Source organism: Pseudomonas sp. E6002 (assembly GCF_013385565.1).
Taxonomy (GTDB): Bacteria; Pseudomonadota; Gammaproteobacteria; order Pseudomonadales; family Pseudomonadaceae; genus Aquipseudomonas.
In genome coordinates this window covers 1-15629 of sequence record NZ_JACAPT010000066.1, presented here as the reverse complement: position 1 = coordinate 15629, position 15629 = coordinate 1, and the positions used below count along the sequence as shown (strand labels likewise).

Genomic DNA, 15629 nt, shown 5'->3' with positions numbered 1-15629 from the left:
CGAGTGGTGGGGCAAGAGCGTTTTGCTTACTTTTGCGCTTTTCAAAAGTGAGCCGCTGTAAGAGCGGAACCAATAGCGGCCATAACCGCAAAAACGGATATGTACCCAGGCAGATCAGAAATTCTGCCCCATGGAGAACTGGAACACCTGCTTGGTCGCATTCTCCGGGGTACGAACCGGCAACGCCAGGTTGATACTCAACGGCCCCAACGGGCTGTACCACGTAGCCCCAACCCCCACAGAAGCGCCCAGCTGGCTCAGGTCAACCCCATTACAACCCTGGGTAGTACTGAGGGCACACTTGTCCGAATAAACGTTACCCACATCCCAGAACACAGACGTACGCACCGACTTATTATCTTTAAGGAACGGCATCGGAAACAGATATTCCGCCCCCCCGGTAATCAGGATGTTGCCCCCCAACGCCTCAGGACTGCGGTCGCTGTAGTACTGCTGGCCCGCACTGGCATACGCCCCTGTCGCCGGCGTACTGCGCGGCCCAAGCGTGCCGCTTTCAAACCCGCGCACCGAACCTTCACCCCCGGCCGTGTAGTTTTCATAAAACGGCAGGCCGTCCGTCGAGCCGTACCCGTTGGCGTAACCGAGCTTGGTATGCAAACGCAGCGTCGTCGAATTGGTGATCGGCACAAATGTCTGCCCGGAATAATCGAGTTTGTAGAAACTCAAGTCACTGCCCGGAAGCGTCACCGTCAGGTTCAGGTTCTGCGAGTAACCACGGGTCGGCATCACGCCTTTGTTCAACGTCGACTCCGACCACCCAAGGTTCGCCTTGAAGTTGGTGAACTCACTGCCTTCGCGCTGAAGAAAATCGTAGATCTCATCAGAGCTGTAGATGCCCGGGTCGATACTGTCGTGTTGCATCGTCAGGCCGAAACTCAACCGCGAGGTTTCATTGATCGGGTACCCGAGTGTGGCCCCCAGGCCGTAACTGTTGATGGAGTAGTAGGAAACACCGCTGCCATCGTCGTAGTAGTTGTTGTAATCGGTGGCACTGTAGAACGCGTTATAGCCCAGGCTCACCCCGTCCGGCGTGAAGTAGGGGTTGGTAAAGCCAATGTTGTACTTGCTCTGGTACTGCGAGCGGGTCAGGCCCAGGCTGGCATAATCTCCGGTGCCCAGGAAGTTGTTCTGGGTGATCGAACCGCCAAGGATCAGCCCGGCATCCTGGGCAAAACCGACGCTGGCGGTAATCGAGCCGGACGCTTGTTCTTCGACCGCGTAGTTCACATCAAGCTGGTCGTCGACCCCCGCCACGGCTGGGGTTTCGACGTTGACCTCCTTGAAGAAGCCCAGGCGCTCAAGGCGAACCTTGGACTGGTCGATCAGGTAGGTCGACGCCCAGCCACCTTCCATCTGGCGCATTTCCCGGCGCAGCACCTGGTCGTCGGTCTTGGTGTTGCCACGGAAGTTGATGCGGTTCACATAGGCCCGTTTGCCCGGGTCGACCGCAAACACGATGTCCACGGTGTGGTCTTCATCGTGGGGCGTGGGCATGCCGTTGACGTTGGCGAAGGTGTAGCCGTCGTTACCCAGGCGCCGGGTGATCAGGTCCGAGGTGGTGGTCATCAGCTTGCGCGAGAACACCTGGCCTTTCTGCACCAGCAACAGGGCTTCAAGCTGGTCCTCGGGCACTTTCAAGTCGCCGCTGAGCTTCACGTCACGCACCGTGTATTTCTCGCCTTCGTTGATGTTGACGGTGATATAGACGTGCTTCTTGTCCGGGGTGATGGACACCTGGGTCGAGGTGATGTCCATGTTGATATAACCACGGTCCAGGTAATAGGAGCGCAGGCGTTCCAGGTCCCCGGTGAGTTTTTCACGGGCGTACTTGTCATCGTTGGTGAAGAACGACAGCCAGTTGCTGGTCTTGAGGGTGAACGTGCCGATCAGTTCCTTGTCGGTAAACACGTGGTTGCCCACCACGTTGATGTGCTGGATCGCGGCCACGGAGCCTTCGTCGATCTTGACCTTCAGGCCCACGCGGTTACGCGGCTGCGGCAGCACTTCGGTGTCGACCGTGGCCGAATAGCGACCCTGGGCCACGTACTGGCGCTGCAGTTCGTTGCGCATGCCTTCCAGGGTGGCGCGCTGGAAGATCTCGCCCTCGGCCAGGCCCGACTGCTTCATGCCCTTGAGCAGGTCTTCGGTGGAGATGGCCTTGTTGCCTTCGAACTCGATGCTGGACACCGATGGGCGCTCGACCACATTGATGATCAGCACCGTGCCGTCGCGGCTCAATTGGATGTCCTGGAAGAAGCCGGTCTTGAACAACGCACGGGTGGAATCCACCAGCCGTCGGTCATCCGCTTCGTCCCCCACGTTCAGCGGCAAGGCACCAAACACGCTGCCCGCCGAGACCCGTTGCAGACCGTTGATACGGATATCCGAGATTTTGAAGGCTTCAGCGTGTGCAAGTGTGACATTGAGCAGCAGCGCAACCGAGCAGAGCAGGCGCGAAAAATTCATCAAGATCTTTTCCAGAACACATCGACAAGCAGCGCAAGCGCGCCGGGATGACTCGCCGCAGACGGGTCACCACAACGCGGCCAGACGGGTGGACGGCAAGCATAAGAGCGGCGCGGGTTTGGTGCGGTTAACCAAGTGTCAAGTTAGGTAAAGGTTGGCCCCGGGGCGATGAGGCTGGGCGATACTGTGGGGGTACCCTTTCACGAGCTCGCCATGATCCGCGTATTGCTAGTCGACGATGACCAGGAACTGACTGAAATGCTGGGCCAATACCTGGAGCATGAAGGCTTTGAGGCGACCTGCGTGCACACCGGCGAGGAGGGTGAAGTTGAGGCGTTGTCGGGGCGCTACAGCATTGTGGTGCTGGACGTGATGCTGCCCAGGCTCTCGGGCATCGAGGTGCTCCGGCGTATCCGGGCCAGCAGCCAGGTGCCGGTGGTGTTGCTCACGGCCCGGGGCGACAACATCGACCGGATCACCGGGCTGGAACTCGGCGCGGACGATTATGTGCCCAAGCCCAGTTCCCCGGGTGAACTGGTGGCGCGGCTGCGCGCGATCATGCGCCGGGTGCAGCCCGTGGACCCGCCGGCCGCTGACGTGATCAAGACCGGCGCCCTGGTGCTCTGGCCCGGCAAGCGCCAGGCCCTCTGGAAAGGCTGCGCACTGGGGCTGACCAGTACCGAATTCAGCCTACTTGAAGTGCTGGCCCGGTGCGCCGGCCAGGTGGTGAGCAAAAAGGACCTGTCGCTCAATGCCCTGGGCTGCCCGTTGACCCGCTATGACCGGCGCATCGACGTGCATATCAGCAGCATTCGCCAGAAGTTGGGCCCGCGCCCGGATGCCAAGGCCTGGATCCAGAGCGTGCGTGGCCTCGGTTACCTGTTGATCGCCGAATGATGAAACCCAGCCGGCTGTTCTGGAAACTGTTCCTGGCCTTTTGGCTGGCCACCAGCCTGACGTTCCTGGTGGGCTTGAGCATTCTCGTGGCGGGCAGCCTGGGCCCCGGGGACCATCATCTGGATGCGATCCTGGCCAGCGAAGAACAGTTGCTGGAACAGTACGGTGTCGAGTCGGGCCGCCAGCTCCTGGCGGTGTGGCAGCCACCCCACGGCCAAGCCATTGGCGTTTATGACAGTGCCGGTCAATTGCTGGCCGGCACGCCGGTCTCGCAGGTGGCTTATGAAAAGTCGCTGATCAGCAAGGACGGGGCCGCGCTGTCCCTCAGGTCTTCCCATCCTCCCCACGAACCCGGGCGCCTGGGCCACTGGATCCCGCTGATCATCGGCACGCTGATGAGCGCGCTGTTCAGTGGGTACATGGCCTACTACCTGGCGTGGCCGCTGGCTTATCTGCGGCGGGCGATGGGCGACGTTGCGCTGGGCCGCTTCGAAACCCGGGTGCGGCCGATGATGGGCAAGCGCCGTGATGAAATCGTCGACCTGGCCGAAGACTGCGACCGCATGGCCAACCAGCTCAAGCTGCTGGTGGAGGCCCAGCAACAGCTGCTGCACGACATCTCCCATGAACTGCGCTCACCGTTGACGCGCCTGCAAGTGGCCATCGGGCTGTTGCAGCAAGACCCGGCACGCCAGGAAATGCTCGGGCGCATCCAGCGTGAATCGGCGCGCATGGACACGCTGATCGAGGCGCTGCTGACCCTGGCGCGTGTGCAGGGCCGTCCCGAAAGCATCGAGCGCGAGCCGGTGGATATCGTCGAATTGCTGGCCGTGATTGTCGAGGATGCTCAGTTCGAGGCGGGTATCAAAGGCTGCAGTGTCAGCTTGCAGGCGTGTCCGGACTTTGTCAGTCGGGCCAGCGGCGAGCTGCTGTATCGGTGTTTCGAAAATGTCATTCGAAATGCCGTGCGCTACACGCAGCCTGATACCACGGTGCAGGTTTCGGCGGAGGTCAGCCCCGACAACCGTTGGCTGCGGGTGTTGATCACCGATCAGGGGCCGGGAGTTGAAAACCTGCGGCTGCGGAGTATTTTCGAGCCTTTCGAACGTGGCCCGAATGACAACGATGCCGGTTTCGGACTGGGCCTGGCGATCGCCTTGAGGTCCGTGGAAATGCATGGCGGCACCATCGTGGCGTACAACCAGCCACCCGGCGGGTTGACCGTGGAGATCAATCTGCCCCGGGTGGGATCTTTACACGATATTACATTGGCTTGACCGCCCTGTACGCCCTGCGCCTTTAGACTTTTCCTCTGCGTGAGCTGATGTTCAGTGACGCCATTGGCGTGGAGGTGGCGATGTTTCAGGTGCATAAAAAAGGCTTCGTGGCCGGCAAGAAAATGGTCGACGGCCTGGTGCCTTACGATTTCTTCTGCGAAGACAGCCCGGCGATCAACCTGTTCGTGTTTACCGGCTCTGCCGCCCTCGGCGAAACGGTGGAGGAGCAGACACTGTGGGGCTTTACCCGGCTGGAACGGTTTGAAGCCATGACCGGCGCCCTGGTGGCGAACAAGAAGAACGACGGCTGGTTTCAAAGCGTCAACGTGCTCACCGGGCCCAATCAGAACGGCACCCAAAGTGTGAAATTCCAGCGGGTGCTGAAGATCATCAAGCACGCCACCGCTACGGGCCGCGCGACCAGCAAGTTTGAATACGAGATTCATACGGATGAAGGCGACACCTACTTCACCCGCCGACCCGCTGCACCCGACAGTGCGCAAACCGTCATCTATGCGGCGGATCAATAGCGCGGCTGCCGGAGTTCAAAAAGAGCGAAAAGGGGACAGATTTATTTATAAAATAGATCTGTCCCCTTTTTACCGTTACATGCCGGCAGCCTCTACCGGTGCTGAAACCTTGGCAACGAAGCAATCCGCATCTTCGGCTCCTGCAACCTGGCCAGGTCACTGGCAATCTGCGCCCGCCAGAAATGCGCCCCGGCCAGTTGCGCATCCACCCACGCCTGGCGCAGCAACACCTTGGCCTTGTCCACCGACCCGTACTGGGCCTGGCGCAGAATCAGCTGCGCCTTGATCCGCAACATCTGCGGCACGAACCAGCGCTCATGCCGGCCCAGCGCCAATTGCAGGGTATCTTCCAACACCTCCAGCGCCAGTTTCTCCAGGCCCAGCCGCGCCAGCCCCAGGGCGTATTCACAACGCAGCAAGCTATAAAGCTGGCTGTCGCCTTGGCCATGCAGGTGATGCAAGGCCTCACCCAGCAACGGCACGCCTTCTTCGGGCGACCCCTGGCGGATCAGCAGGATGCTCTCGAAGCACAGCCGAAACTGACGCCAGATGTGCAGGTCCTGCTGGGTCGTGCTGTCTTGCAGCAAGCCCAGGTAGTACCGCACCTTGGGCAGGTTGGACGCCAACAGCGCCAGCGGAATTGCCCCCAGGCACAGGGTGTACCAGAGTGTCGCGGGGTGATCGAGGGTGATGGCTTCATCGACGCAACTGCCGATCAGGCGCAGTGCCGGGTCGACGTCGCCTTCCAGCAACTGCACCTGTGCCTTGAGGCAGCGGGCGGCGATGCGCTGGTCAAAATGCACGTCGATAATATGCGAGCGCGGGGCTGACGGTGACCCCAGCGCCTCGTCGATATTCTGTCGGGCGCCGGCCAGGTCCCCCATGTGAAACAACGCCAGCGCGCGCATGCGTTTACCCAGCAGTTGCTGGTTGCCGCTGTTGTTCAGGCTGATGTAGCGCTCGGCCAATTCCAGCGCTTCGGCGTACTGGTTGCAGCCGCAGCGGTCACTCCACAGGCCCCACAGCGCCCGCAGCTTGTGCTCGGCATCGCCCAGGTCGCGGGCGTCTTCACGCACCTGGCGCCAGGCTTCGCGCATTGGCCCGCCGGTGCCATAGGTGAGCATCAGCACGCTGGCCAGGGCGGTTTGCAACAGCATGCGCTGGCGCAGCGGCAGCGGGGTGGTGGCGGCGCTGGCCAGGCCTTTGTCGACCCAGGTACGGCACTCGCTGACCAGCGACAGGCGCAGCCACAAAGGCACACCGCCCAGGGTCAGTTCGATGCCGGTGGGCAGGTCGCCCGAGGCTGAAAAGGCCCACTCCAGCGCGGTGCGGATGGTGTTGATTTCCGGGCCGTAGAGGCCGATCCAGGTCTCGGGAGAAAGCCCGTCGAGGGTCTGCCCGGCTTCCTGCAATACGCCCAGCGCATACAGTGCATGACGCTGGCGGGTGGCATCGGCTTCGCCGTGTTCGTTGAGCTTCTCCAGGGCGTAGGCGCGGGTGGTTTCCAGCAGGCGGTAGCGCTTGAGCAACTGCGATTCACCGGCGATCAGCAGCGACTTGTCCATCAGGCTTTCTAGCAAGGGCAGGGCATTGCGTGCATCGAGGGTGCTGCTGGCGGTCATGGCCTTGACCGCGTCCAGGGTAAAAGAACCGGTGAACACCGCCAGTTGGCGCAACATGGCCTGTTCGTCGCCGGTGAGCATCGAGTAGGTCCAGTCCAGGGTCGCGCTCAGTGAACGGTGGCGGGCGAGGGCGGTGCGCCGGCCGGTCATTTGCAGGCGGAAGCTGCCGTCGAGCAACCCCACCAGGTCCTGGATGCCGAAGGTGCGCACCCGCGCCGCGGCGATTTCGATGGCCAGGGCGTTGCTGTCGAGCTTGCGGCAGATGGCGCTGGCGGCGGCGACGTCGGTGTCCTTGAACACGAAGCCGGGGTCGAGGGCCTTGACCCGTTCGATGAACAGGGCGATGCCCGACCAGGTCATGGCTTGCTCGGCACTCAAGTTCACGTCTTCGTCCGGCACCAGCAGCGGTGCGAGGTCGTGCACCCGTTCGCCTTCGGCCCGCAGCGGTTCGCGGCTGGTGGTCAGCACGCAGCACTGGGGCGCGCAGCGCAGCAGCACCTCGACCGCGTCGGCGGTGGCTTGCAGCACGTGTTCGCAGTTGTCGAGCACCAGCAGCAACGGGCTGTTGGCGAGCATCGAGGCCACGCTTTGCAAGGGCTCGTCACTTACGCTTTGAATGCCCAGGGCGTTGGCGAGCATGCCGGCCACCCATTGGCCGCTGGTGGCGGGGGCCAGGTCGACGAAGCACATGCCCTGGTGAAAGCGGCCCTGCAGCAGTTGCGCCACGGCCAGGGCCACGGTGGTCTTGCCGATGCCGCCGGGGCCGGTGATGGTCACGAAACGCTGGCTCAGTACCTGGTCGGCCAGGCTCAGGATCAGCTGTTCGCGACCAATCACTGTGCTGGGCGGCGGTTGCAGGTTGGGCACGTCCACCGTCGGGGCGGGCACCAGCGCCTGGGCGATGGCGCCTTCACTCACTGCCTGCATCGTCACCGGCGCGACAAACCGATAACCCCGGCCTGGCACGGTGACGATGTAGCTGAAGTTGCCGTCATCCCCCAGCGCCCGGCGCAGCGCAACGATCTGCGCGCGCAGGTTGCATTCCTCCACCACCACCTTGGGCCAGGCGAAAGAGATCAGCTCGGACTTTTCCAGCAACTCGCCAGCCCGGCTGGCGAGGGCGATCAGCAAGTACAAGGCGCGGCTGCCGAGGGTCACCGGCTCGCCGTTGCGCAGCAATACATGCTGGCGCGCCAACAAGAGAAAGGGGCCAAAACCGATTGCATTCTCGGTGTGGTCCGGGGCCTGGGGGACGAGGTCCGTGAAGGACGCTGCGGGGTATTTGCTCGAACTCATCAATTTGTCCTTTTTTTGTAGTCGGGCTTGTTATTGGCGATCAGGCCATTCGCCCTTTTGGGTGCTTACGTGCGGCAGCAGGCTTGGAGAGTTGAAGTCGATCAAAAAGGTGAGAGTTGTCGCCCTCCTTTGGGGCATGGACGTTGTTATAGGGCGCGGGGCCGTTGGGTTTCAGGCGATGAGACTGTTTCAATTTAGAAACATTTTATTACTAGAAAACCTGATGTAGCAGAATGTATGCCAGTTGGCATGTAACAAAGATGACAACAACCGTATGAAATTTATGGGGATTTTTGAGGTCGTCGAAAGCGGGGGAAGTTGGGTGTTCGGAAAGGCGAATATTTCTAATTGTGTCGTTCGGGATGCCGAATAAAACGGCGGTGGTTTGGCGTGGTTTTTTTGGCTGTGTATCAGACTGTGTATCAGCACCCACCTGATACACCGGCATGAATAGAAGGAGGAAACGCGACACAGACGGGATACACGCCTGGCTTTAAATCTGTCTACCAGATGGCGCAGGCGGTCACCCACCGCACAAGCGCCCTGGCCACATTCAGTCAAGCCAGGAGATTCAACAATGAAGCGCCATTACGCAGCCCTTGCCGCCACCCTCGCACTGTCCCTCGGTGCCTTCGCCGCCACCGCCCATGCCGAGGATGCCAAGCCTCAGGAAAAATGCTTCGGCGTGTCCCTCGCCGGTGCCAACGATTGCGCCGCCGGTGCCGGGACTTCCTGCGCCGGCACCGCCAAGGCGGATTACCAGGGCAACGCCTGGGTGCTGGTGGACAAAGGCACCTGCACCCAGATCAAAACCCCCAAAGGCTTCGGCAGCCTGACGGAACAACCATGATTGCCCTGGCCCCTGCGGTGCTCAAGCGTGTGCTGCCTGAGGCGCTGCTGTTGCTGGTGGCCCGCCTCGGGATCGCTTCGGTGTTTTTCCTCTCGGGCCGCACCAAGGTGACCGGTTTCCTGCAGCTCAAGCCGTCGACCTACACCTTGTTTCGCTCGGAATACGCCTTGCCGCTGGTGCCGCCGGACTGGGCAGCGCACCTGGCGACCTACGCCGAGCATCTGTTCCCGCTGTTGCTGGTGCTGGGCCTGCTGACCCGCCCGGCGGCTGCCGCGCTGTTGGGCATGACCCTGGTGATCGAGGTGTTCGTATACCCCGACGCCTGGCCGACCCACCTGACCTGGGCGGGCTTGTTGCTGCCGCTGCTGGCATATGGCGGCGGGGCCTGGTCACTGGACCGCGTGCTGTCCGGCCAACGCCGTTAACCCTTTCACAACAATGATCAGGCCCCAAGGCCTGTGGAGAGTCGCATGCGTATTCTTTCTTCCCTGGCGATCGCCATGGCACTCGCTACACCGTTGGTGGCCTCGGCCGCCGATGCAGCCAAGCCCCAGCCGGGCACCGGTAAAAGCGTGGTGATCGTGCCCGGTTCCTTTGTCGACGGCTCCGGCTGGCGAGTGGTGCACGACATCCTGATTCACAAGGGCTACAAGGTCACCGTGGTGCATCAGGGCCATGAAAGCCTCGCCGCCGACGTGGCCGAGGCCCGCGAAGTGCTGGAGCAGCAGGTCGGCCCGGTGGTGCTGGTGGGTCACAGCTCCGGCGGCGGGGTGATCTCGATTGCCGGTGACCGCGACAAGGTCAAGTCGATGGTCTATGTCTCGGCCCTGCAACCGGAAGTCGGCGAGAACATGAGCCAGCTGCTGTCGTCGATGCCGGCGCCGAGCAATGACGTGATGCAGACCCGCGACGGGCATCTGTTCTTTGATCGCACCAAGTTCAATGCCGATTTTGCTGCCGACCTGACCACCAACCGCACCGACTTCATGGCCGCCTCCCAGGTGCCGGCCACCACCGCGCTGTTCGGCGGCACCGTGTGGGCCGCGGCCTGGCACAAGAAGCCGACCTACGCCGTGGTATCCACCGAAGACCGTGCCCTGAGCCCCGATCTGCAGCGCTGGATGTACAAGCGCGCCGGCTCGAAAGTCACTGAAATCAAGGCCAGCCACTCGGTGTACATCTCCCAGCCCGAGGCTGTGGCGAAGGTCATCGAAGACGCGGCATCCGTCATCAAATAAACCCCACCCCCGAGGAGTAATACCCATGAGCACATCCATCAAATCCCGCTTGAGCCTTGCCACTGCTGCCGCCCTGATCGCCATGGCGTCCGCTTCCTTCGCGGCCGCCGCCAGCGCCGCCGACCAGCCGGAACAGCCGGGTCGCTGCTACGGCGTGAACAACTGCAAGGGCGAAAGCCTGTGCGCCACGGCCAAGAACGATTGCAAGGGCCTCAACAGCTGCAAGGGCCAGGGCGTTGTCGTCAAGACCCCGTCCGAGTGCCTGAAGCTGGGCGGCACCACTACCGAACCGAAGTAACACCCCGGCGGGCCCAGGTTGGGCCCGCCGCCTATTTATGCAACGGAGACCACATGATGCCGACACCCAACCCGCGTTTTCCAGGCTATGGCCTGGGGCTGCGCAAGGAACACTACAGCGAGTTCCTGGAGAACCCGGTGGCGGTGGATTTCGTTGAAGTGATCTCCGAGAATTTCATGGTCGCGGGCGGCCAGCCCCGGCGCATCCTGCGCCAGATTCGCGAGCGGTATCCGGTGGCGCTGCACGGGGTGTCGATGTCGATCGGCACGGCCGAGGGCCTCGATCGCGATTACCTGAAACGCCTCAAGTCGCTGGTGGACGAGATCGAACCGCTGTTTGTGTCCGACCACTTGAGCTGGTCCCGCAGCGGGGGTTTCAACTCCCATGATCTGTTGCCGGTGCCTTACACCCATGAGGCATTGGACCGGGTCTGCGCCAATATCGACCTGGCTCAAGAAGTGTTGGGCCGCACGATGCTGTTTGAAAACCCGTCCAGCTACCTGGCCTTTGATGGCGCGTCCATGAGCGAGTGGGAATTCATCGCCGCCATGTCCCGGCGCACCGGCTGCGAGCTGTTGCTGGACGTCAATAATGTGTTTGTCAGCGCCAGCAACCATGGCTTTGACGCTCTCGCGTTTCTCGACGGGATTCCGGCCGAGCGGGTCCGGCAAATTCACCTGGCCGGCCATAGCCAGGGCCGCGATTTGCTGATCGACAGCCACGACAGCCCGGTGTGTGATGGCGTCTGGGACTTGTATGCCAAGGCCGTTGCGTTGCTCGGCCCGGTCGCCACGATGATCGAGCGCGATGACGAGATCCCGCCCCTGGCAGAGCTGCTGGAGGAGCTGTCGCTCGCCCGCATGCTCGGTGCCTCCGAGGCCTACAAGCGTGCGCAGGTGCGCTCATGAATCTCGCGCAATGGCAGCAGGCTTTTCATACCTGGCTGGTGAGTGCCTCGGAGCAGTCGGCCGAGATGTTGGGTAACAAGGCCGCGGGACTGGCGGTGTATCAGAACAACTACCGCGCGCAATTGGTGGGTTGCCTGGAACAGGCGTTTCCCAACCTGCGGCGCTGGGTCGGGGACGAGGCGTTCCTGGCCGCGTGCGTCAGCCATATCGACCGGCATCCGCCCCATGCCTGGACCCTGGACGTCTATCCCGAGGGTTTTCACCTGACCCTGGGCGAACTGTTCCCCAACAATCCCGACGTGCATGAACTGGCCTGGATCGAGTCGTCGCTCAATGAAGCGTTTGTCGCCGCCGATGCCAGCCCGTTGCCCATGGACGTGCTGGCGTCGGTGGATTGGGACACGGCACGCCTGCAACTCACGCCGTCGCTGCGGTGCCATGGGCTGACCACCAACGCCGAGGCGATCTGGTCGGCATTGTGGCAGCAAACCCCGGCGCCCGAGGCGCTGATGCTGGCCGAGGCCGGTGGGCTGCTGGTGTGGCGCCGCCAGTTCACCTCGCGCTTGCGCCAGGTCGATGCGCTGGAGTTCCAGGCCTTGGTGCACCTGCAAGGCGACGGCAGTTTTGCCGGGTTGTGCGAGTTTCTGGTAGCGCGCCTGGGGGAAGAGCAGGGCGTCGCGAAAGCCGGTGAGCTGTTGGCCGGCTGGATCGGCAGCGAGTTGATTGTGGGGGTCGTTGAAGACCTTTCTGTGTCGCATTTTTCGGAGCTATAAACCTATGTCTTTTTTCAATCGCCGTCGCTTTCTGATTTCCAGCGCCATTGCTTCAGTGGCGTTGTCACTGCCGGTCATGGCGACGCCCGCCCGTTGGACGATCCGCCAGGTCAGCACCGACCTGCTGGATATCGGCTACTACGAGGCCGGCCCGGAAGAGGGCAGGCCGATCATTTTGCTGCATGGCGCGGACGGCGACCTGGAGCGCTTCGCCGAGGTCGCACCCTACCTGGCCGCCCGGGGCTTTCGGGTAGTTGCCCCGTACCTGCGTGGCCATGGCACTACCACGCCGCTGGACAAGGCGGCACCCGCCAGCACTCAGGAAGTGGTGCTCGGCCAGGACGTGCTGGACTTGATGAACGCCTTGCACATCCCCGAGGCGGTGCTCGGCGGGTTCGATCTCGGCGGCCGCGCTGCCACCGCCGCGGCGACCTTGCGGCCAAGCCGTTGCGTGGCATTGGTCACCGTCAACAGCGCGCCGCAGCCCGCCCTGGCCGAGGTGCTGGTGCAGATGGCGCAGATGGGCAAATGGCGCACCTGAACATGAATATTTGGACAGCCGCGCATTTGCCCGCTGAAAAAAAAGGCCGCTGCCCGTAATCTAGACGCCTTTGCCACGTGTGCGGATTGTCCATGTCTTCAGTAGCTGATGGGTTGCCCAGTGATAAGCGTCTAGCGGCGGTTGTCGCCATTTCCCTGGGGATCGGCATGGCGACCCTCGACACGGCCATCGTCAACACCGCGTTGCCGACCCTGGCCGAAGGGATTGGCACCGACTCCGCTTCGGTGATCTGGGTGGTCAATGCCTACCAGTTGGCGACCATTGCGGCGGTGCTGCCCTTTGCGTCCCTGAGTGATGTGGTCGGCCACCGCCGGGTGTTCCTCGGCGGCTTGCTGGTGTTTGTGGTGGCGTCGCTGTTTTGCGGGCTGGCCTGGTCACTGCCGACGCTGACTGCCGCCCGGGTGGTGCAGGGCCTGGGCGCTGCGGCAATCATGAGCGTGAACATTGCGCTGCTGCGGCATATCTACCCGGCAAAAATCCTCGGCCGAGGGCTGGGGTATAACTCATTGGTGGTGGGGCTGGCCTTTACCCTGGGGCCGACGGCGGCGTCGGCGATTCTATCGGTGGCTACCTGGCACTGGTTGTACCTGATCAACCTGCCCCTTGGGGCATTGGCCTTGTGGCTCGGGGTGCGGGCGATTCCGGTGATCCCGATCACCGGGCATGCCTTCGACCGGCTGGCGGCAATTCTCTGCGCCGGGTTGTTTGCCCTGCTGGTGCTGGGCCTGGGCTCGGCGGTGCACGGTGCGCAGGCGGTGTTGACGCTGGGGCTGATCGCCGTGGCGCTGCTGTGCGGGCTGTTGCTGATCCGCCGTCAGGCCGGGCACCCGGCGCCGATGCTCGCGGTGGATCTGTTCAAGCGCCCGCTGTTCACCTTGTCGGCCCTCACCGCGATTTGCGCGTTCAGCGCCCAGGGGCTGGCGTTTGTGTCGCTGCCGTTCCTGTTGCAAACGGTGTTGGGGCACAGCCAGGTGGCCACCGGTTTCCTGATGACGCCGTGGCCGGCGGTGGTCGCGGTGATGGCGCTGATTGCCGGGCGCCTGGCGGACCGTATCTCCCTGGCGTTGTTGTGCGGCATCGGCCTGGTGATGTTGAGCGCGGGCATGGCCTCGCTGGCGACCCTGGGCAACGACGCCTCGACCTTCGATATCGGTTGGCGCATGGCCCTGTGTGGCGCCGGGTTCGGTTTTTTCCAGTCGCCCAACCTCAAGGCGATCATGACCAGCGCACCGATTGCCCGCAGCGGGGGAGCCAGCGGGATCGTCGCCACGTCGCGGTTGATGGGGCAGACACTCGGCGCTTCGTTGGTGGCGTTGTGTTTCCACCTGTCCCTGAGCAGCGGCCCGCAGTACGCGTTGTGGCTGGGCTGCGGGTTTGCCCTTGTGGGCGCGGTGGCCAGCGGGTTGCGCCTGATGCAGGACGGCGCCAAGGTTTAATTATTTGGGCCTTGTAAAACCTTGAGGTAGACGGCTACCGTGGCCGTCTAAATAATTCTGAATGTTTCAGCTTTTATGTCTGATCTGGCCCAACGCAGTGCTGATTCCCACTCCCGCCGTGCCGCGCTGACCCTTGGCCTGTGCCTGCCCAGTGACGTGTTGCTGTACCTGGTGCTGCCGATGGAGTCCCAGGCGTTCGGTATCACCCTGGCCCAGGCCGGGGTGCTGCTGGCGGCCAACCGCCTGGTGCGGATCTTCGGCTACAAGCATGTTCTGAATTTCTACGCCCGCAACGGTGATCGGCTGACGTGCTCCATTGCCGCCGGCGCGGCGGCGGTGTGTGCTCTTGGCAACTCGATGCTGTCCGGGTTTGCGGCCTTGCTGGGGCTGCGGTTGGTCTGGGGCCTGTGTTTTGCGGCGTTGAACCTTTCCACTCAAGTATTGGCTACCTCTGAACCGCTGGGTGCGGCGCGGCGGGCGGGGCGGTCGCGGGCGTTGATTGCCCTGGGGCCGATGCTGGCCTTGCCGTTGGGTGGGTGGCTGACGTTGCAGGTGGGGCCGCGGCCGATCTTCTGGATTCTGGCGGTGTGTTGCCTGGTGGGGTTGTGGATGGCGCGGGGGTTGCCGACTGCGGGTCACAATTTGCATGGCACGCCGGGGCGGCGGTTCAAGTTGCCTGACAGTGTGGCGACCTGGTCGTTTATCGAAGGGGTGGCGCTGGATGGGTTGTTTATCTTTGGCCTGTCGATTCAGGCGCAGAAGCTGCTGGGTGGCAATGCGGTATTGATTGCCGGTGGGTTGATGGCGCTGCGATATGTTTCGGAGTTGCTTCTGAGTCCGCTGGGGGGGCGTGCTGCGCAGCAGTTTGGTGCTACGTCGATGTTGCTGCTGTTTTCGTTTCTCAGTGCGTTGGCGTTGGGGGCGTTTGGTAGTCATTGGGTGATTGTGGGGGCGGCGGCGGTGTTGGTGTTGCGGGCGTTGCAGTTGCCGTTGGTGACGACGCTGGTGGCGGAGCGTAATCCGGGGGCGATGCGGGTTTCGGCGTTGGCGTCGAATGCGGTGTGGCGTGATGTGGGGGCGGGGCTTGGGCCTTTGCTGGCGGGGTTGTTGTTGCCGGTGGCGTCGGCGCCTTGGGTGTTTGGCGTGGCGGGGGCGGCGATTGCGGTCAGTGCGGTGTTTTGCTGGCGGGCCAGGGGTTTAGCATGAGATGGGGGGAGGGGGGTACATATCCGTTTCTTCGGTAACGGCCACTTAGGGTTCCGCTCTTACAGCGGGTCACTTTTGGCAAACGCCCGGAATGCCGGCCCAGCCAAAAGTAACCAAAAGGTCTTTGCCCCACCACTCGGTGCCTCGCCTAGGCTCGGCATGCCCGCACTCCGGCCCGGTTCCGCGGGCCGCCGCGACGGGCCATCCATGGCCCGGCGCGGCTAAATCGGCATCCTTGCCGATTTACCC

Annotated in this window: 14 protein-coding genes; 12 read left to right on the top strand and 2 right to left on the bottom strand. The window is 62.7% G+C overall.

The window, feature by feature from the left end; genetic code table 11:
- Positions 1 to 114 precede the first annotated feature (114 nt).
- Positions 115 to 2487, bottom strand: coding sequence for an outer membrane protein assembly factor BamA (bamA, locus tag HX815_RS31415; RefSeq protein ID WP_177029494.1), 2373 nt, complete (start codon positions 2485 to 2487; stop codon positions 115 to 117).
- A 213-nt stretch (positions 2488 to 2700) separates the two neighbouring features.
- Here bamA and HX815_RS31410 point away from each other — a divergent pair, with 213 nt between their 5' ends.
- From HX815_RS31410 to HX815_RS31400, 3 genes are all read left to right on the top strand, one after another.
- A complete protein-coding gene (locus tag HX815_RS31410) occupies positions 2701 to 3384 on the top strand; it encodes a response regulator transcription factor (RefSeq protein ID WP_003211262.1) in 684 nt (227 codons plus the stop codon).
- Complete coding sequence (locus HX815_RS31405; RefSeq protein ID WP_177029493.1) at positions 3381 to 4661, top strand: ATP-binding protein; 1281 nt, start codon at positions 3381 to 3383, stop codon at positions 4659 to 4661. The genes HX815_RS31410 and HX815_RS31405 overlap by 4 nt, the downstream gene beginning before the upstream one ends.
- An 80-nt stretch (positions 4662 to 4741) precedes the next feature.
- Positions 4742 to 5191, top strand: a complete 450-nt coding sequence (locus tag HX815_RS31400) for a hypothetical protein (RefSeq protein WP_177029496.1) — start codon at positions 4742 to 4744, stop codon at positions 5189 to 5191.
- 92 nt (positions 5192 to 5283) lie between these two features.
- Here the strand turns inward: HX815_RS31400 and HX815_RS31395 are convergent, their stop codons facing one another.
- The gene (locus HX815_RS31395) at positions 5284 to 8109 is read right to left on the bottom strand and encodes a winged helix-turn-helix domain-containing protein (RefSeq protein ID WP_177029492.1); all 2826 of its coding nucleotides are present in this window, start codon (positions 8107 to 8109) and stop codon (positions 5284 to 5286) included.
- A gap of 577 nt (positions 8110 to 8686) precedes the next feature.
- Between HX815_RS31395 and HX815_RS31390 the strand changes: the two genes are divergently transcribed.
- The 9 genes from HX815_RS31390 to HX815_RS31350 all read left to right on the top strand — a co-directional run bounded on the left by HX815_RS31390 (position 8687) and on the right by HX815_RS31350 (position 15380).
- Positions 8687 to 8959: a DUF2282 domain-containing protein gene (locus HX815_RS31390; protein WP_003211270.1), complete on the top strand. Its 273-nt coding sequence runs from the start codon at positions 8687 to 8689 to the stop codon at positions 8957 to 8959.
- Entirely contained in the window at positions 8956 to 9384 is a 429-nt protein-coding gene (locus tag HX815_RS31385; protein ID WP_003211272.1) for a DoxX family protein, read from the top strand. Before HX815_RS31390 ends, HX815_RS31385 begins: the two co-directional genes overlap by 4 nt.
- Before the next feature lie 45 nt (positions 9385 to 9429).
- Positions 9430 to 10197: an alpha/beta fold hydrolase gene (locus HX815_RS31380; RefSeq protein WP_003211274.1), complete on the top strand. Its 768-nt coding sequence runs from the start codon at positions 9430 to 9432 to the stop codon at positions 10195 to 10197.
- 25 nt (positions 10198 to 10222) lie between these two features.
- Complete coding sequence (locus HX815_RS31375) at positions 10223 to 10495, top strand: hypothetical protein (protein ID WP_003211275.1); 273 nt, start codon at positions 10223 to 10225, stop codon at positions 10493 to 10495.
- Positions 10496 to 10551: 56 nt separating this feature from the next.
- Positions 10552 to 11403 (top strand): DUF692 domain-containing protein, encoded by an 852-nt coding sequence (locus HX815_RS31370; RefSeq protein ID WP_177029495.1) that lies wholly within the window; start codon positions 10552 to 10554, stop codon positions 11401 to 11403.
- Entirely contained in the window at positions 11400 to 12176 is a 777-nt protein-coding gene (locus HX815_RS31365) for a DNA-binding domain-containing protein (RefSeq protein ID WP_102368640.1), read from the top strand. Before HX815_RS31370 ends, HX815_RS31365 begins: the two co-directional genes overlap by 4 nt.
- A gap of 4 nt (positions 12177 to 12180) precedes the next feature.
- Positions 12181 to 12717 (top strand): alpha/beta fold hydrolase, encoded by a 537-nt coding sequence (locus HX815_RS31360; RefSeq protein WP_102368641.1) that lies wholly within the window; start codon positions 12181 to 12183, stop codon positions 12715 to 12717.
- Positions 12718 to 12809: 92 nt separating this feature from the next.
- The gene (locus HX815_RS31355; protein WP_023658995.1) at positions 12810 to 14174 is read left to right on the top strand and encodes an MFS transporter; all 1365 of its coding nucleotides are present in this window, start codon (positions 12810 to 12812) and stop codon (positions 14172 to 14174) included.
- A 75-nt stretch (positions 14175 to 14249) separates the two neighbouring features.
- A complete protein-coding gene (locus HX815_RS31350) occupies positions 14250 to 15380 on the top strand; it encodes an MFS transporter (RefSeq protein WP_017478989.1) in 1131 nt (376 codons plus the stop codon).
- Positions 15381 to 15629 lie beyond the last annotated feature (249 nt).